At 70.6% G+C, this 16,896-nt stretch carries 20 protein-coding genes; all 20 read right to left on the reverse strand.

Annotation, left to right across the window (positions count from 1 at the left end; all coding sequences use genetic code 11):
• Positions 1 to 253 precede the first annotated feature (253 nt).
• Positions 254 to 1,081, reverse strand: coding sequence for a hypothetical protein (locus tag ACIRJP_RS33450; protein ID WP_404182424.1), 828 nt, complete (start codon positions 1,079 to 1,081; stop codon positions 254 to 256).
• Between the two features lie 92 nt (positions 1,082 to 1,173).
• Positions 1,174 to 2,952 (reverse strand): major capsid protein, encoded by a 1,779-nt coding sequence (locus ACIRJP_RS33455; RefSeq protein WP_404182427.1) that lies wholly within the window; start codon positions 2,950 to 2,952, stop codon positions 1,174 to 1,176.
• A gap of 87 nt (positions 2,953 to 3,039) precedes the next feature.
• Complete coding sequence (locus ACIRJP_RS33460; RefSeq protein ID WP_404182430.1) at positions 3,040 to 3,249, reverse strand: hypothetical protein; 210 nt, start codon at positions 3,247 to 3,249, stop codon at positions 3,040 to 3,042.
• Between the two features lie 53 nt (positions 3,250 to 3,302).
• The gene (locus tag ACIRJP_RS33465) at positions 3,303 to 5,057 is read right to left on the reverse strand and encodes a hypothetical protein (RefSeq protein WP_404182433.1); all 1,755 of its coding nucleotides are present in this window, start codon (positions 5,055 to 5,057) and stop codon (positions 3,303 to 3,305) included.
• Between the two features lie 10 nt (positions 5,058 to 5,067).
• Positions 5,068 to 5,847 (reverse strand): phage minor head protein, encoded by a 780-nt coding sequence (locus ACIRJP_RS33470; RefSeq protein WP_404182436.1) that lies wholly within the window; start codon positions 5,845 to 5,847, stop codon positions 5,068 to 5,070.
• Complete coding sequence (locus ACIRJP_RS33475) at positions 5,847 to 7,703, reverse strand: hypothetical protein (RefSeq protein ID WP_404182439.1); 1,857 nt, start codon at positions 7,701 to 7,703, stop codon at positions 5,847 to 5,849. Before ACIRJP_RS33475 ends, ACIRJP_RS33470 begins: the two co-directional genes overlap by 1 nt.
• 9 nt (positions 7,704 to 7,712) lie before the next feature.
• Complete coding sequence (locus ACIRJP_RS33480; protein WP_404182441.1) at positions 7,713 to 8,084, reverse strand: DUF1360 domain-containing protein; 372 nt, start codon at positions 8,082 to 8,084, stop codon at positions 7,713 to 7,715.
• Positions 8,085 to 8,115: 31 nt separating this feature from the next.
• Positions 8,116 to 9,699, reverse strand: coding sequence for a hypothetical protein (locus ACIRJP_RS33485; RefSeq protein WP_404182444.1), 1,584 nt, complete (start codon positions 9,697 to 9,699; stop codon positions 8,116 to 8,118).
• On the reverse strand, positions 9,680 to 10,195 hold the full coding sequence (locus tag ACIRJP_RS33490; protein ID WP_404182447.1) for a hypothetical protein: 516 nt from the start codon (positions 10,193 to 10,195) through the stop codon (positions 9,680 to 9,682). Before ACIRJP_RS33490 ends, ACIRJP_RS33485 begins: the two co-directional genes overlap by 20 nt.
• 156 nt (positions 10,196 to 10,351) lie before the next feature.
• Positions 10,352 to 10,579 (reverse strand): hypothetical protein, encoded by a 228-nt coding sequence (locus ACIRJP_RS33495; protein ID WP_404182450.1) that lies wholly within the window; start codon positions 10,577 to 10,579, stop codon positions 10,352 to 10,354.
• A 48-nt stretch (positions 10,580 to 10,627) separates the two neighbouring features.
• On the reverse strand, positions 10,628 to 12,016 hold the full coding sequence (locus tag ACIRJP_RS33500; protein ID WP_404182453.1) for a hypothetical protein: 1,389 nt from the start codon (positions 12,014 to 12,016) through the stop codon (positions 10,628 to 10,630).
• The gene (locus ACIRJP_RS33505; protein ID WP_404182457.1) at positions 12,013 to 12,660 is read right to left on the reverse strand and encodes a hypothetical protein; all 648 of its coding nucleotides are present in this window, start codon (positions 12,658 to 12,660) and stop codon (positions 12,013 to 12,015) included. The genes ACIRJP_RS33500 and ACIRJP_RS33505 overlap by 4 nt, the downstream gene beginning before the upstream one ends.
• Positions 12,657 to 12,905: a hypothetical protein gene (locus tag ACIRJP_RS33510; RefSeq protein ID WP_404182460.1), complete on the reverse strand. Its 249-nt coding sequence runs from the start codon at positions 12,903 to 12,905 to the stop codon at positions 12,657 to 12,659. The genes ACIRJP_RS33505 and ACIRJP_RS33510 overlap by 4 nt, the downstream gene beginning before the upstream one ends.
• Entirely contained in the window at positions 12,902 to 13,573 is a 672-nt protein-coding gene (locus tag ACIRJP_RS33515) for a nuclease-related domain-containing protein (protein ID WP_404182463.1), read from the reverse strand. The genes ACIRJP_RS33510 and ACIRJP_RS33515 overlap by 4 nt, the downstream gene beginning before the upstream one ends.
• A 26-nt stretch (positions 13,574 to 13,599) precedes the next feature.
• A complete protein-coding gene (locus ACIRJP_RS33520) occupies positions 13,600 to 14,784 on the reverse strand; it encodes a hypothetical protein (RefSeq protein WP_404182465.1) in 1,185 nt (394 codons plus the stop codon).
• A 78-nt stretch (positions 14,785 to 14,862) separates the two neighbouring features.
• Positions 14,863 to 15,042 carry a hypothetical protein gene (locus ACIRJP_RS33525; protein WP_404182468.1) on the reverse strand — a complete coding sequence of 60 codons (180 nt, stop codon included), beginning with the start codon at positions 15,040 to 15,042 and terminating at the stop codon, positions 14,863 to 14,865.
• Positions 15,043 to 15,106: 64 nt separating this feature from the next.
• Positions 15,107 to 15,328: a hypothetical protein gene (locus tag ACIRJP_RS33530; protein ID WP_404182471.1), complete on the reverse strand. Its 222-nt coding sequence runs from the start codon at positions 15,326 to 15,328 to the stop codon at positions 15,107 to 15,109.
• 178 nt (positions 15,329 to 15,506) lie between these two features.
• On the reverse strand, positions 15,507 to 15,647 hold the full coding sequence (locus ACIRJP_RS33535) for a hypothetical protein (RefSeq protein ID WP_404182474.1): 141 nt from the start codon (positions 15,645 to 15,647) through the stop codon (positions 15,507 to 15,509).
• Entirely contained in the window at positions 15,647 to 15,988 is a 342-nt protein-coding gene (locus ACIRJP_RS33540) for a hypothetical protein (RefSeq protein ID WP_404182477.1), read from the reverse strand. The genes ACIRJP_RS33535 and ACIRJP_RS33540 overlap by 1 nt, the downstream gene beginning before the upstream one ends.
• Positions 15,985 to 16,746, reverse strand: a complete 762-nt coding sequence (locus tag ACIRJP_RS33545; RefSeq protein WP_404182480.1) for a hypothetical protein — start codon at positions 16,744 to 16,746, stop codon at positions 15,985 to 15,987. Before ACIRJP_RS33545 ends, ACIRJP_RS33540 begins: the two co-directional genes overlap by 4 nt.
• Between the last annotated feature and the right edge of the window lie 150 nt (positions 16,747 to 16,896).

Here is a 16,896-nt window from a genome sequence, read left to right on the forward strand (position 1 = left end):
TTGTTCTCCTTCGACGTGGACTTGCGCCGCGCGGCATGGCGGCGAGGGGACGGGGCCGGAGCCTCAACGGGCTCAGCGGCGGGGACGGACGGGGGTTTGGAAACGGGGGCGGCGTGCTGAGGGACCACCAGCCCGGCACGCTCGCCACCCGTCACCACCTGCACCCCGGCCCGCACCTCGGGTGACAGGTCAGACAAGACGCGGCGCACGAGCCCACGCAGCGTCTCGCCCGGCTCTGGAAAGACCACGGCCATCACGCACCACCAGCCGGGGGAGCGACGGTGACGAGGACAGCCGCGGCGTAGCAGTCGTGGTCGAGCGCGTAGGTGCGCTCCGCGATCGCCACGAGGCTGTTGGTCGGCGGCTCGAACGCTTCGTGAGCGAATGGCTGGCTACGCCTCGCCGAGACCGTGCCCGTGGCGTACAGCCAGAACTGCCCGGCGGCCGGCGCCGGATCGGCGGGCGCGGACGGGTCGTCGTAGTAGCCACCACCGAACGCCACCCTGGACTCCAGCTCGGTGCGCAGCACGGGCCCCTGCTGGGACACGAGCCGGGCCTCGGTGAAGTGGGGCTGTGCCCAGCGAGGTGCGTGAAGCGTCGGTTGCCCGGCGTAGTGCAGGGCGGCGTCGTGCTCCAGCGCGCCGAGTGCCATCAGTAGCGGCACCGCCGTGCTGCCGAGCGGCAGCCGCGGCGTTTCACCGGCGAGCTGGAGCGAGAACGCGCGCTCGACCTCGCGAGCCTCGACGATCCGCAGGCGCCGAAGGGCCCGGTCCTGCGCCGCCGCGAAACCGACCGGGTTGCACTCGGCCCGGACGTAGACGGTGAAGGGACCACCACCCCCCACCCAGGTCAGGCCTTCAGCGAGTGGCTTGTCATGCGACGTGCCGCCATCGGCGACGGGCACAGGGCACGAGCCCTCGACACGGCCGCCCTGGGCGCACGCGTCGGTCTCGTACTCGACGCCGCCCATCTGCCAGCGGCCATCCTGAGTGACGACCTGCGCGACGGACAGCAGGCCGTAGGTGTAGGGCTCGATCGGAGGCGCGTCGACCTCTACGCGCCCCGGAACAGGGGTACTCAACTGCGCCTCCGCGAAGCGAATGGGGGAGGCAGCCCGGAGCATCAACGCCACCACGCGGGGGGACGGATCAGCGGACGCTCCGGGCTACCGGATCAGGGGGTCGGGGCTGCGCAGGTCGTGGTCTGGAGACCACCCGACAGGCCGTTCGGGCAGAGCGGGATCGTCACGACGTACGAGACACCGCACCGCATGCACACCTGGATGCCCTCCTCGGTGAACAGCGAGGTGTACATGTTCTGCGTGAGGCTCGCGTGGTCGTAGACACCGTCAAGGCTGATGACGTCGGCCTGGAGCTGGAAGAACGAACCGGCCCGGTACAGCAGCACCTTGACCTCGCCCGGCCACACCGTCGGAACGGTCGCACCGCCGAACCCGGCCGCGTCCTGGTCGGCGTAGGCGTCCTGCCAGTCGTACACCCACTGCGGCGAGACGCCGATGGACCGGAGGTAGCCGTCGATGTCGCCGTCCGGGACGGACCAGCGGCGCTCGATCGCCTGCTTCTTCCTCAAGTCGCTCTTGAGGATGCCGCGCAGCCAGTACGGGGCGAGCATCTCCAGCGTCGCGGACTGCGACAGGCGCTCGCGGTACCGCTGGTACTGGACCTGGAGCTCCAGCATCGACAGCACGGACTCGATCAGGCCCGGACCGTGCGGGTCGCTGATCGCGGCCTGCGGGTTCGGGGCACCCGGTGCAGGCATCGTGACCGGAGTGCTCAATGCCTCCATCTTGGCAAGCTTCCACGCGTTCTGTTTGTGCGCGTGGATCGCGAGGACGCCCTCGGTGAACTGTGCGACCCTCTCCGGCCAGCCGCGCTCGGTGAGAATCGGAGTCCGCAGGCACACGCCGTCGACGTCGAGGCGGCACTCGATGAAGTCGTCCGGGCACGGGACTTCCTGGCACGGCTTCTCGGTGCCTGCGATCGCCTCGGCCTCGGTCTGGTGGAACCCGACGTTCTGCCAGGCGCCGAAGATCGCGGCCCAGTCGAAGTCCGCCGGGTAGCGGATGCCGCCGCGACGAGCGGTGATGGGCGGAAGCCGGACCATGCCTTCCTGGCTGATCCGCATGTCGCACAGGTCGTACAGCGTCTCGGACGGGGCACACCAACCACCGGCCGCGACCAGACTGCCGCCGGGCAGCCGAGATTCGTCGGTGGCCCGCTTGATGACCGCGTCAGCCTCGTCGGCATGGTTGATCGTGAGCTCGGCCGGGGTGTTCCGCTTGATGCGGGCGACGCCGACACGCTGACGGCCCCCGCCCCGCCCACCGGACGAGATCAGCGGCATCATCCGCTGCTCCCACGCCTGCCCGAAGTCGGCGAGCCCGTTGAGCTGCTGGCCCTGGGAGAAGCCCGGGACATCGGCTGCGGCGACGAGGGTGAACGTCTCCCGGTCCTGGCCTGTCGCCGGGGCCTGGGCGTTGTTCAGGCCGAGCGGCACACGCGGACGGGCCGAGGCTGCGATCGGCTCCGCCACCGGGGCCGCGACGGGCGCCGGAACATCCACCTCGATGGAAGCCGCGACGGGCTCGGCAGCGGCAGGCTCGGCCACCGGCTCCGCCTCGGCGGCCGGCGGGCGCAGTGCGTTGAGGCGGTCACCCAGCTCGGCGGCGCGGGTCGCGCGCTGCTCGACTGCGGCCTGGTGCTCGGAGATGCCCTCGCCGATCGTGGCGAGCGTCTCCAGCACGGCCACCGTCGCGTCGTCGGTCGCGCCGTCGCCGTCGGTGGCGGCGTCGAAGCGGGCCAGGACATCGGCCTGGACCGCGCTCGGGTCAAAGCCGCCGCCCGCGTTGGCGATCGCCTCGCGGACGATGTCCGCGCGCTGGTCGGTGGGGGCCTCGCCGAGCTTGGCGAGGAGGTCATCGAGGAAGCTCAAGACTCCGTCCCTCCTGGGTCGGTTCAGTGAGCGTCCGGTCCACTAACCAGCAACGCGAGTAGTACGTCAGGGTAGGTGCGTGTACAGCTAGGCCGAGGCCGCAGGCTGGATCGGGGCTCCAGTTCGGGCGTCCACCTGCTGGATCACGCCGCCTCGGGCGTTCAGCGCGATCTCCGCTCGTTCCTGGGTGGGGTAGTCGACCCGGCCGCCGTGCGGATCGGTGTGCCGCCAGACGACGCCGGCCGCCCTTCCGGTGGCTCGGCCGCCTGATCGCCCTCCGCAGCTGCCGCAGGCCATGGTGTCTCCTTCGTGTTGGTGGTGCCTTGACGGTAGGGGCGGGTACGGGATGGTCACGTGGCACGGGACTCAGCGCGCTTCGCTTCCCACTCGCTGAGAGCTGCACACGCCTTCGCCTGGGTATCGGCTTTCACGTCACCGCCGCCACGGCACCACTGCTTGGTCCGGTTGACGGCCGTAGCAATAGCCCTGCTCTCCGCGTATCCGTGGTCGCGGATCAGTGCGTCAGCGATCTTCCGGATGTACGCCGGGAGATGGCCAGTACCGGTCTGCTCCACCCAGTTTTCCGCAAACCTTGCCCGCGGCTGCTGGAGCCGACGCTTGGCCGCTTGAACTCGCAGCGCGCGTACCCGGGCAGCAACCGCGCCCACCCGGGTACGCCGGTCCTGCTCGGCGAGCACCGCATCGGCCAGCACCGCCACATCCACCTGGGCGAGCACGGGCGGCACGGCGCCGGCCGCGGTTGCGCTCCGCGCCATCGCAATGTGCTCGTCCGTCACAGCGCCAGAGGCGACGAGCGCGTAATCCTCCCTGCTGAGAGGACGGTTCTTCGGCGTGTAGAAGCCCTCATGCCCGGCTGGCACCGCGAGGGCGGCCTTCAGGTCCACGCCAAGGCCCTCGTCACGCCAGTCCCCGGAGTAGTCGGCCAGGGACAGGCGCAGCCGCTGGTCGTCGGTGATGTCGGGCAGGAGCGCCCCGGTGACCCAGATGCCGTAGGCGTCCTCGCCGCAGCGGACGGCTCCGACGATGGACCCGGTGCTCTCGTAGTGCCTGACGGCCTGTTTGGCGGGTGCACCGAGGCGAGCGTGGTCGGTGTCCATCGCAAGGGGGCCGACCTCGACCAGGCCCTCAGTGGTGTGGATCGGGCGTCCATGGAACCGCTCGTACTTGGTCGGCGACTTGGGCGCGTAGACCTTCCGACCCTGGTAGCTCACGTGCGGCACATTCCACAGAGCAAGGTGCCCGACGATCTGCCCGTCCTCGGTGATGTGGACCTTTGTCGGCTCGGTCAGCTTCGGGTTGCGGAACCACTCGGTGGGCGGCCGGAAGTTGGGGTGTGCGAACGCGGATGCGGTGACCCCGGCGTCTTCCGGGTTGTCTGCGGGGCCGTCGCCGGCCTCGGTCGCGGGTACGGCGTCGTCTTCGTCGCAGTCTGCACGGATCCACTCACCCGTGTCCGGGTCCTGGCGGACGCACGTCCACGGAACGTCCTCAGCGTCCGGGTCTTCGTCCTCGGCCTCAGGTACTTCGTCGTCCACGAGCGCGGCAGCGGCCATGCCGATCTGCGCTTCGGGGAACGCCGGGTGGGCCAGCAGGCTCGCGCCCATGATGCGCCACCGGGTGTACAACTCCCCGGCATCCATGCCGCTGTCAGCCGGGTCGCAGCCGTCGACGGGTCGGCCAGCCTCGTCGACGCACACGACGCGGCCGTCGACGCGGTCCACGTCGGCGGACACGAAGCGGAGGAAGCCGCGCTCGATCTTCCTGGCGAGCGCCGCGCCTTGCTGGTCGTCGAGGTCGATCCGGCCGCGACCCATGACCCGGTGCTCGTCCTGCCAGACCTCGTCGAGGGTCATCAGGCCGACCGTCGCCCCGTCGTGCCCGGGGCCGGTGATGTATTGCACCGTGACGGGAAGGGGTAGCGGACGCACGTCGATCTCGGCGCCGTCGTCGAGGGCGAGCATCCGCTGATCGGCGGACCACTCGTTGACGAGCGCGATCGTGCCGGTCCAAGTGCCGTCGTCCGCGACGGCCACGGTCGCCGGATCGGCGGCGGCGATGAGCGATGAAGTCCAGGGGATGAGCACGATGGGTCTCCTACTCGGGGGCGGGGCTCAGGGTCATCGAGCAGCGGCAGTTCGCGATGGTGCCGAAATTGCGGGCGCGGGGGTCGCCGGGGAACTGCACGCGATCGGCCCCGACCTCGAACAGTCCGTTGAGTGGCTGCACTTGGCCGTCGGCCGCGCGGTGCTCCGCGCGGGTCCGCTCGTCGGCCGTCGCGAGCCAGGTCTTGGCCCATGGCGTGCGGGTGCGGGCCTGCTCGTCGAGCGCGGCCCCCATCGATCCCGAGTTCAGCGCGCCGATCACCTCGGTGCGCGTCATCGTCGTGGCGGCGCCGTCCCAGCCCTCCAGCGTCGCCAGTTCGGCAACCCTGCCGCGCAGGGCGGCCGATGATTCGCCGCGGGCGATGCCGTCCCGCCAAGTCTCCCGCATCCGGGCCCACACCCGGCGGGGGATCTGCCGCAACCGCTCGGCGAGCTGCTCGGCCTCGTCGTCGGCCCGTGCGTCCCCGGCCCCGTCCGGGGCGTCCGGTGCGGTGCGCCGGTACGAGCGGCCGAAGACCCGCCGCCACGCCGGGGCGATCCGCCGTCCCACGATCCGCCGCCACAGGCTGTCATCCGGGAACCCGGCCCAGTCCGGCTCACGGTCATCCGGCGACGCGGCGGCCGTCACGGCGTCGTCGAGGCCGAGCCCGGACCGAACCGCGGACAGATACTCGTCCAGCGCTGACCGCATAGCCGGACCCAGCACCTGTTCCCCGGCCGCGACCTGCGCCCGGTTGTGCATCCGCGCCGCGATCCACGGATCCGTCGCCATCAGGCCGCCGCCCGATCACAGCCAGCCGCGGCCAAGTGGCCGGCGAGCAGCCCGCGCTCGTGAGCGATCCCGGTCAGGAGCAGCCGCCGCACGTACAGGTCGACCGCGGCGTGCAGGCCGGTCTCGCCCGGGGTGGCCGCGTGGAAGTCCCGGTATGCCCCATCGAGCATCTGGGCCAAGTCAGCCTGATCCGGCGACAGATGGATGTGCACCTCGTGGACCGGCACCTGGGCGAGCTCCCCGCGCCTCGACCTTCCCGAGCGGGACAGCAGCCAGTTCCCGGCTCGGGCAAGGGCGCGGCGTGCAGCGAGGTCGAGGCACGCCATGCGCCACCCGTCGTCCAGCACGGCGGACGCCGCGATCGGAAGCGCTGGAGGTTCGTTGCGGGTCGGAGCCTCGACTGCGGGCGCGGCCCGGCTGATCTCCACAGGCGCCCGCACCGCATCCGTCGCAGCGGCCTGCCCGATGTCTGGCAGCCGTACCCCGAGGGCCGCCAAGGCGGCGGGGGCGAGCTGTGCGTTGGTGGTGGCGATCTGCACAAGGATCCGCCGGCGCTGCTCGTCCTCGTCGGGCATGTCCTCCGGGCTGAAGCCGATCGACCTCAGGTAGGCCGCGTCGGAGATGGCGCCACGAGCATGGGCCTCGGCTCCCTCGGGGCCACGGTTCGGGCGTTGCTTCAGATCGTTCGTGTCGTACCAGCAGGCCCAGTTCTCCGGGTCCGGGATACCGAGGGCCTCCCACGCGGGCCGGAAGTACTGCGTGGTGAAGGCATCACAGATCAGGCCGAGCTTCGGCTCCAGATGCAGCTTGACGCCAGTCTCATCGCTCAGCCACGCGTTCCAGTGGTTTGTGTCGTAGCCGGTCAAGACCTCCGGTGGGGTGTCCAGCCCGATCGCGAGCCGCTTGATGGCGGCCTCACGCAGCGGCAGCAGCTGCGCGTCCAGTTCGGTCGCGAAGCTGTGCCACTCGAACTTGTCCTTCACGTCGCCGGGGACGCGGAGCAGGAGCGGCACCAGAGCGGAGGCGCTGTCACGGTTGCGGAGGGAGGCGGCCATGGCCTCGATCAGCGCCGCGGTCACTGGGTCGGAGTGCACCGGGTTGGGTCCGTCGGCCTGCTGCGGGGACGCCGGGGTGACATCGTCGGACATCAGGCCGAGTCCGGCTCCGGCGAGGCGGGAGTCGACGGTGGCCAGCACGTGCGCGGTCAGACCCTGGAGTTCCCGCAGGGGGTCCTGGAGCCCGTTCAGCGGAGAGTCGGGAAGGTACGCGTACTCGTCGTCTGGACGCCACAGGCGGATCAGGGTGCAGTCGTCGATGGACAGCTCAATCCGGGCGCTCTGCGAATCAGGGAGCTGCACACGGATCGTGCCGCCGCTGCCCGTGCTGGTGACCTCGGACGGGGAGCACACCAACCACCTCCGGTCGCCGCTGGCCGAGTCGTCGAAGCCCACCAAGTAGCTTTCGCCGGGGATGTCAAGGTGGACGGACAGGCGGCGCAGCATCTCCGACTGCCCGAGCTGGCCACCCGCCAGATCCTCCAGCGGGGCCAGGAGACTCGCCACCAGCTCGGGGCTCATGTCGCCGCTCTGCGCGTCGACAGAAACCGGCGCGGAGGAGCCGTCCGGATCGATCCGCCCCACGTACAGGCGCGCCCTCGACAGGCCGTTCGCGGCCCAGCGGACCCCGGACTTCAGCTCGGGTACGGTGCGGTAGAAGTCCCAGCCCTGGGCCTGCCATTCCTGCGTCTTCCCGACGACGCTGCGGACCTGGTCGCGGGTGATGATCGCGGCCGACGCCAGGACGGCGCCGCCCGTGGATCCGGGCTTGTCGCGCTTGTGGAGCTTCCACCAGGCCACAGGATCCTCCTATCGACGCTGGTCACGGACGGACATCGCGACGGCCACGGGGTCCAGGACGATGTGCCGGGGCGGGGGAGGGGAGTCCAGCCACGAAGCTGCGAGCGAGACGGCATGCGAGGCGGTGAGCGCCGCGACGACGTACGTGAACGGCACGGTGTCGCTCCACGCCCAGTGGGCCACGGCCGCGCCAGCGGCCACCCAGATACTCGTGCACCACGAGCAGTTGATCAGGTCGGCGAGCCACGCGTAGAAGCGTCGGCCGGCGCGCTTGTCGACAGCTGCGCGCACGGGCTGGAACAGGGAGTCGTCAACGATGAACCTCGTCGTTCGGGCGATCGCGCCGAGCGTGAGGAGAGCAATGATCACGGTGTGGGCCACGATCAGACGGTAAGGGCGGGTACAGCCTGGCTCAGCGCCTGTAGCCGCTGCGGCCGATGCTGATCGCTCCGAGACCGCCGCGCATTTGCCCGGCCGCCGCCAGCGACACCCCTGCCGGGGAGCTGATCACGTCCTCCAGGACTGGCTGGGCGTAGGCCAAAAGCAGCGCATCAGCGTTGTCCGGCGACCGCCCCAGCCGCTTGATGACCTCCTCCTTCTTCTCCACCCTGATCCGGCCCCGCGGGTCCAAATCCCAGCGTGGTTCGAGGAGCTGAGCGACGGCAGTGTCGGCGTTCTCCATCTGGGACAGGTCCCAGGCATGTTCGGCGGCCATGTTCCGGCCGATCTCCCACCACAGCTCGGCGCGCAGGTTGATGTACCGGTCCGGCCGGGACGCCGCCGAGGCGACGTTCACGGCGCGGATCGTCGCCGCGTGTTCGCCGCGGTGCGCCGCGTTCCGCAGTTCACCGATCACGCCGAAGCCCACGCCGATGCTGTCGACCTTCACCGCGGTCGCGCCGGTCTCCCTGATCGCGGCGATCACCATCGGGGCGATCTGCTCGGGCCGGTCCGTGCGTGCTCGCCACTCTCGCCCGGCTTGCCGGCCGCGGCGTTCGCGGATGACGGTCTCGTCGGATCCGCCGCCGACGTCGACACCGAGCTCGACGGGGAGCAGCAAGCCGGACGCTGGCGGGGTGTCGGGTGCGATACGGCAGGCTGCGATGTCGGACGCACGGACGACCTGGTTCGGGGAGTCGTCGGAGAACTGGCCGAGGACCTTGCTGAGGTAGAGCGGGTTGTCCTCGCCCCACTCCCGTCGCTTTTCCTCCACCCACGCCTGGCCCACGAGGGCCGTGGCCATCTCCTCCGGCACCTGCTCGCCGGTGAGGTTGGGGGAGTCGAAGGCGCTGATGCCCATCACGTGCCAGGACGAGCCCGGCGCGCATACCTTTCGGAAGTGCGAGGCCGGGTTGTCTGGGTTGCCGATCGCGAGGATCCGGCAGTCCGGGCCGGTCGTCAGCGCGTCCGCAGCAGTCCAGAGCTGCTCGGGCACGCCGCACGCTTCGTCGATGATGACGAGGACGTACCGGGCGTGGATGCCCTGGAATCCGGACTCGTCCTGGTCGGCCGGCTTTCGTCCGTAGCCGACGAGTTCGTCCTCGATGAGCCACTCGGTCTGGTTGACGCGGCCGGGCAGGTCGGCGGTCTTGTGGTGCTTGCGGATGTACCGCCACAGGATCGCCCGCACCTGCGCGAACGTCGGCGCGGTGCTCACCACGAACGCGGTGCCGGGCGGGTGCGTGTCCAGCCACCAGCACGCCGCGAGCGCCGCCGTCCAGCTCTTGCCGACACCGTGCCCGGACCGTACCGCGGTCCGCCGATGGTCCCGAACGGACTCCAGCACCCGGCCCTGCTTCGACCACACCACCTGTCCAAGCCGGGATTCCACCCATCCGACCGGGTCGGCCGAGTACCGGGCGGCACGCTGCTCGACCGCGCGCCGGTCCGCCGCGTTCTTCAGCTGGTCCCGGACACGGCGGAGCGCCTGGACGTCCCCGGCGCGCACCAGTTGGTCGATCTGCCGGCGGACGTCGTCAGCTGTCGCTGTCGCCATCTGCCGTGATGGTGTCGAGGAGGCCGGTGATCTCGGCACCGAGCTGCTCGGCGTCCACGCTCACCCGAGACGGGGCATCGAGGCCGAACAGCTTGCGGTACGACTCGCGCAGTGACCGCAGTTCGCGCAGCGCGGCGATCTTCGGCCCGTCGTCAATGACCGGCTGCTCGTCCGGGTCCAGGATGAGCCGGCCGCCTGAGTGGGCGTAGTGGGTGCGGTCCAGTACGGCGAGCGCTTCCTCGTACAGGCCGTCGAGGCGGGCCGCCTCACGGGCGCGGAGGGCCTCGGCGTCCGGGGCGACGATGGCGTGCAGGGCGCGGTTGACGGCGTCGTGCGCGGCCCCCTTGGACGGGTAGCCGAGCTCGTCCGCGATCTGCTGGAAGGTGCGTCCCTGGGTGCGGAGCCTCGTAGCAGCGGCATCCCGCTCGGCGGTCTCGGGGCTGCGGATGAATCGGTTGTCGCCGCCGCGCGGCCGGTTGTGTCGTTTGAGAGCCATGGTCCCCCCTTTCCCTTCTGCGAGGAGGGTAGGGGCGGGTACGAGAAGGCCCCGCCTGTGGAGGGCGGGGCCTTGGTCCAGCGCGCAGCAGCCAGAAGCGCGAATTGGGACAGGTCCACGGTACGAGCCGGGACCGACAGCCGGTGCTGTGCTGATTCAGGGGGTGTTGGGCTGGATGTCGGAGTGGACGACGACCGCGTCGGCGAGGCTGAGTGTGGGGTGCTCGGCCTCCAGGGCGGCGCGCAGCTTCTCGTACACCTCGTCCCGTCCGGCGCCGGCAGTGGCCAGGAGGGTGCCCGAAAACGTCCGCATCCGCAGGTCGGTGGAGTCCTCGTCCGGGTAGGTGCCGAGGGTCAGGATGTAGTGCCACAGGATGGTCGTCATGTGGTGATCCTCTCGTGATCGTCGTGGTGGGTACCGAGGAATCGGACGTCAGGACGCGACAACGTTCCAGCGGGCCGGATTCTCAGGGTCCTGAACCAGCCGCGCAGCAGCCTCTCCACCCCTCTCCGACCCCTCTCCTCCCCCTCTCCGGGCCTCTCCACCGCTCTCCGCACCCCTGCCCTGACCTGCGTCTCCACCCGTGGAGAGCGCGGAGTCTCCACTTCTGGAGACCTTCTTGGGGAGGGGGGAGGGGAGGTCCTTGAGGTACACCCCGGAGCGGCCCGCGATACCCCTCGCGCGGACACTCCTGCTGATGGTGATCTGGTGGTCCAGGAGCAGCTGGCGGAGGGCCTCGTCGGAGGCCTCCTCGGCACCCGGGAGAGAGGCCCGCATCGCGGGGTAGAGGACCCTCAGATGCACGCCCTTTTCGTCCCCGATCTGGGCCCTCACGAGGGCCACGACGGGGGGCTCGGCAGGGGTCTCCCCCTCGGCCTCGGTGGGGGCCTCCTCCTCGACCGTCGGGGGCTCCTTGGCGTAGGCGGCGGCGAGCACCCAGATCCCGGCCGCCGGGACGAGGACGATCGGTGCCGCAGTCGCGAGCTTCCACCCGCCGAACGCCACGGCGCCGAGGGCCAGTCCCCTGATCCAGACGCCGTACTCGGCGGACGGGCCGTCCAGGTCGTCGCGCCGGCCGGACTGGCACCAGGCCGTGAGACCGCGTGCGCAGCCCTGGCAGAGCCACAGACTCCCCTGCCACAGACGGCCGGTGAGCGCGGCAATCGCCTCGCGCAGCTCCCGCATCGCGGCCCGCAGCTCGGTCTCCTCGGCCGCCGCCTCCTCCCCCGCCTCCTGGTCCTCGACGTCGACCAGCTCGGCGTCGGTCTCCTCGGCCTCGGCGTCCGCCGTCTTCTTCTTGAACAGATCGGTGACGGTCACAGCGGCATCGACCCGTTCAGCATGGCGACGGCGCCGTCGCCGAGGCTGTTGTAGGCGTCGGGCAGCCACTGCATGACCTGGGCGAATCCCGCCGTAGCGGTCAGCGTCATACCGACGAAGACCCCTCCGGCGATCCTCCTTTTCGCCTCCTTGCCCGCAGCCGAAGACGACTCCGCCGACGACCAGCGCGCCGACGACCATGCAGGCCCCGGCCGGGGTCAGGGTGCCCATGCTCCCGGCCGCGAGCGTCGCGGAACCGGACTGCCCCGTGGCCTTGTTCACGCCCCAGTCCCCCGCTGTGGTGCCCGCGTCGGCCGCCTTGACCGCGACCCAGCCCAGGAGGCCGCCTACGCAGAGCGTGCACGAGGCGCCCTGGATCAGGCCGCCGCCGAACGGGGTCAAGTCCTTGAACTCGCGCTTCGACTTCCACCAGGTGCGGACGTTGAGGGCGAGGACGGCGGCCGACACAGTCGCCCCGCTCATCGTGAGAATGGCGCTCATCGGGCGACTCCCGTCAGGATCTGGATGATGTCGTAGGGGGTGATGGCGGCCGTCGCGCCGATGACCGACACGGCCAGCAGCCATAGGCGCGGCGCGGTCGGACCGACACGGGTGAGCGACCACCACGAAAGGGCCAGCGGTGCGGCGCCGACGAAGTACCCGGCGTAGAGACTGAGTTCCCGTGCGTCGGCCACCGTGTCGCGCCAGATCGTCGCCGCGGACTCCGACCCGTGGATCGGCATGACCGCGAGGGCCAGCGCGACGGCGCCCCGCAACGTCAGTACCGGACGGATCCAGCGCATCACCATCGCCCGCAGGCGGTCACGCCATGTCAGCTCCGGCTCGACCGGGAGCATCTCGACCTGCACGCGGAGTTCGATCGGCCCCTGCGGCTGCGGTTGTCCGCCTCCCCACGGCCAGTCGGTCCCCCACTGGGGTGGGAGCCCGGGAGGGGCGGCCGGAGGGGCTGCGGGCGCGGTCTTCGGCGGCATTGGTGCCGGTGGCGGGGCGGGCGGGGGCGGTGAGGCGCGCCATGGTGGAGTCTCCCCAGGCTCGGGGGACCGTGGGGGAAGCGGGGTGCCGGCCGGAATGATCCGGGTCGGTGTGATGGCCTCGGGGGTCTCGGTGCTGTGGTCGGTACTCATGCGGCCGCTCCTCCGTTGATCGCGCGGATCATGCGCGCGCGGGCCTGGCGCTCGTCGTGGCCAGGCGCGGTCGGGTCGCCGCCGTGAATGACGGTCAGGGTGGGGCGGTGTGCCCAGGAGTACCCGTCCGGCAGGTCGACGCCGAGGGCCTGTCGGACATCGCTGTCGGCTGTGGACCAGTGGGTGGTGCACGCTTCCCGCGGGTCGGCCGGCCGGGGCCGGGGTGTGTAGTACGTGATGGTCATCGGTGCTTCCTCGTGTACGGGGGAAAGTGGCTGGTAGCGAGCGCGGCGAGGGCCGCAGCGTCCCGGCGGGTGCGGGCGCGGCCGATGGACCGGAGTACGGCTGGGGCGCGCTCGGCGGGGACGATCTGGATGCCGTCGAAGTGCAGCTCGCCGCCCTCGATGGGGGCGCCGTCCATGACGACGAGCGGGATCACTGGGACACCGAGGACGCGCGAGACGGTGCTGGCTTCGTGGCGGAGTCCGCGGAGTCGGTCGGTGACGTCGCGGTCGCCGTGGAGGAGCCGTCCGCTGCTGGCCCGGACCGGGTAGCGGGCTGACCAGCGCTTCGTGTCCGGCACGATCACGATGCCCGTCGGGCTGATCGCGAGGTGGTCCACGTTGGCGCGCCCGGTCGGTAGGGCCCGGTCGTGGAGGATGGTCCAGCCTTCGGCGCGCAGCGGGTTGATCCGGTCCGCGGTCCGCTGCTCCCCTTCCGCGCCTGCCCGGTACCGAGCTGCTTCCCGGCCGCGCTGCGTCGGGATGTTCAGCGCCTCAGCGATCCGTACGGCCGGGGTACGGAGCTGGCGGGCACGGGCTTCCGCTGACGCCCCGGCGCCGGGCGTGCGGGTCTTGGTGCGGTGCTGGTAGAGCCAGGCAGCGATGACGGCCAGGACGATCAGGGTGGTCATGGGGGCCCTTCAGACGAGACTATCGATTACGGAGTGTGACCGGTGACCTTGGTGTGCACCTCCTTGTAGAGGGCGCGGATGTCGTCGGTCTTCAGGCCGTATCCCTTGTCCCGCCACGCCTTCTCGAAGGCGTTCTGCGAGGGGGCTGTCCCGGTCCCGCGAAGGTCGAAGTAGAGGTCGAATGCGAGAGTGCGTCGCCTGTCCTCGCCTCCATCGGGCCCCTTGTTCGCCTGCGCCTCGCCCGGGTTCGCCCGGGGCGCGCCTTCACTGTGCTCGGGGGTGCGCCCCGGTGTGCCCTCGCTGGTCAGAGCGTCGCTGTTGTCGGTCGCCGTCTCCGGTGCGCGCTGGGGCGCGGTGGTGGGGCGAAGGGAGCGGAGGGCGTACTCCTCGGCCCGGGTGGGGAGGTTCTTGAAGGCGCGCATGCGGTCGATGCGGGTCGTGATCCGGAGCTCGACCCCGTACTCGTCGAGGGTGTCGGTCAGGCCGTGGAACGATGCGTCGCCTGCCCGCATCAGGGCCTTCTCGTAGGCGCGCTGCCCCATGCTCCGGGGCTTACCAAGGGTGACTAGGGTGACGAGCTTGTCCTGGGCGTTGCGGCGGCTGATCGACTCGGCGTCGGCGCCGCGCGACCCGATCCCGAGCCTGGATTCGAGGCGCTTGAGCCGGTCGCGCCAGGCCCGAGCGAGCAGCCCGTCCGGGCGGATCTCGATGTGGCCGAGCTTCGCCTCCAGGCCGAGCAGCTTGTGGAGTCCGTACGCGAGCATCACGGGGCCGACGATCCGGACGAGGGCTGTGCCGAAGTCCTCGTGCTCCTGCCTCACGACCTCGACGGCGCCGACCGCCTGGACGAAGACGAGGAAGTACGCGGCCCGCGTCGCGCCTTTGTCGTTGAACGCCCAGGCGTACAACGACAGCCCCATGACGATCGCTTCGAGGACGAGGCCGACGGTCATGTGCCACGGCGACTCCAGGTGGAGGCGCTTCTCCGCGAAGCGGGCGGAGGTGTTGGTGGACAGGGCGAGGCCAGCGACGACGACGAGGCCCATGCCGAGGAAGCCGATGGTGCTGCGGCGCTTCGTGGTGTCGCGGGGCTTCCGGTGGTCGGTTCGGGCTCGGAGGGTTGGGGCGATGCGGTAGCCGAAGATGAGGGTGGCGATAGAGAGCAGGGCGGCCCATGCCTGTGCAGGCACCTGCTCTGCCGCGTTCTGCACTTGGGTAAGCATGGGCGTGCCCTTCAGTGGTTGGAGTGTCGATCCGGCACCTCGCGGCGAGGCCGGGGCTGTGTGCGGTCAGTTGCCGTAGTTCTCAGGCAGTCCGTGGCGGCGAAGCCACTCGCCCTCGTAGTCGGTGCGGCCTACCGCCTCGAAGGTGGCTCGGGCGTCGTCCACCTCGTCGTCGGTCATCTCCGACGCGGTCTTGGTTGCCCAGGTCTTGCCGGTCAGGTCGGGCCAACGGTCTGCGGATCCCATGCGGATGTCCTCTCGGCTATCGGGGTGGTACGGAGCGCCCTGTTCCAGGGCCGGGGCTGGGTGGTTACTGCGTGGGTCGCGGGAGGCCGCGGCACGTCTCCGCGTGACCCTGGGCGTGACCGTGGGCGATGTCCTCGCGCCACTGGCCCGATCCGTAGGGGCAGCCGGTGCACCGGTAGCCGGTGCTGTCGCCTCCGCCGGTGACGTCGACGGTCGCTCCGGCCAGAGTGAGGTAGCGGGCGATGACGCCCTCGGGCCACGGCTCGGTGGCATGGGTGTTCTGCATGGGGTGCTCCTCTGAGGGGTTTGGGTGGCCGGGCCGCGCGGGGGGAGGTGTCGCGGCCCGGCCGGTCTAGGTGGTCAGCAGTTGCCGCAGGTCTGCGAGTCCTCGCCGTAGAACCACTCGCTGCAGAGGCTGCACTGCCAGTGGCCGTAGACGGCGAGGGTGAAGCCCAGGATCTGCATCAGCTGGCCCCCGATTCGTTGCCGTGGCTGCGGGTTTCGGCGAGCTGGTTGCGGGCCTCTGCCGCACGGGCCGGCGCGGCGGCATAGTCGGCGGCGGCCTGGCGCTGGAGCTCGGCGACGCGCTCTTCTTCGGTGTCCATCAGGCGGTCACCTTCAGGACGCGCTGCCCGTACTCGCCGCGGGTGACGCCGCCTGACGGGAACGGCAGGAAGCGGAGCACGGGACGCGCGGCGGCGGCGCTGCCAGCGGTGCGGAGGACGACCGTCATGCGGGCGGCCTCGGTCATCGGGTCGGCCGGCCGGTGCGTAGTGAGGTGCGTGCCGACCACCGAGAGGTGGTTCGCGATGCGAGTGGCGGGGCGCTGGCGGGCGCGGCGGAGCGCCTCGTCCATGTCCGGGTCGGAGTCGCCGGTGGTTGCGCGGAGGGCGTTGCGCATGGTGCGGGCGGCCGGACCGTAGAGCGGCTCGTCGACGGGGATCACGCGGCCACCCCCGCGAGGAGACGGGTGCGGGCGGCGACGTACGCCTGCTTCCGGGCCCGGTACGCCTGCTCCGTCTGACGTTGACAAGCCCTGCAGTTCTTCTTGCCGTTGGGGCGGATGTAGGTGTTCGCCTTGTCCCAGGCGTGTCCGTTGACGCATGTCGTTGACGGAGTGGGAGCACCGGCCAGAAGACGCTCTTCCCGCAAGCGTTCCTTACGATGCCGGTCCCTGATCCGCGCGCACGTTCGGCAGTGGCGACCGCCACGTTTTGGATCACGGTAGGTGTTCTCGGGGGTGTACTTGTGGCCCTGAGGACAGGCGTCCGGAACCGGGCCTTGGCGGCGTACTCCGAGCCGCACATTCGAGACTCGATCACGGGGAACCAGTCCCTCCGGGTCGACCTCACGTCGGTGAAGGCACGACGGGCCGCCCTCACACTCGCCGCGTAGGTGAGCCTCGTTGTGACGCACGTGGTCGAGATCCAACCCTTCCGGGATCGGACCGACCAAGGTGGTGTAGGCGAATCGGTGGGCACCGATGTAGCTGCCCGTCTTGTCGATGCGCCGGAGACCGAAAACTCCGTAGCCGGACCTGTTGATCTTGCATGTCCACGTCCAGCGCCCATCAGGCTGCACGCTGATCTTGCTGAGGAAGCGATCGAAGTCTTTCTTGGTGATCGCGATGTCACGCTCACCGATCTGAACGTGACTCGGCAGCGGAGGGTGGTCTGGGTGCCGTGTAGCGATCAACTTACGCATGTCGGCGATGTGGTCACCGTGCTCGGCGTACAGCTTCCCGAGCGGATGACCGAACTTGCGCTGCGCACCGTAGTGGGGCGTGCACAGCCCCTTGAAGGTGTTCGCGGCCTCGACGCAGCCGGCGGCGGCACATCGGAGCAGGGGGCGGGG

It is taken from the genome of Streptomyces sp. NPDC102437 (genome assembly GCF_044765565.1).
Classification (GTDB): domain Bacteria; phylum Actinomycetota; class Actinomycetes; order Streptomycetales; family Streptomycetaceae; genus Streptomyces.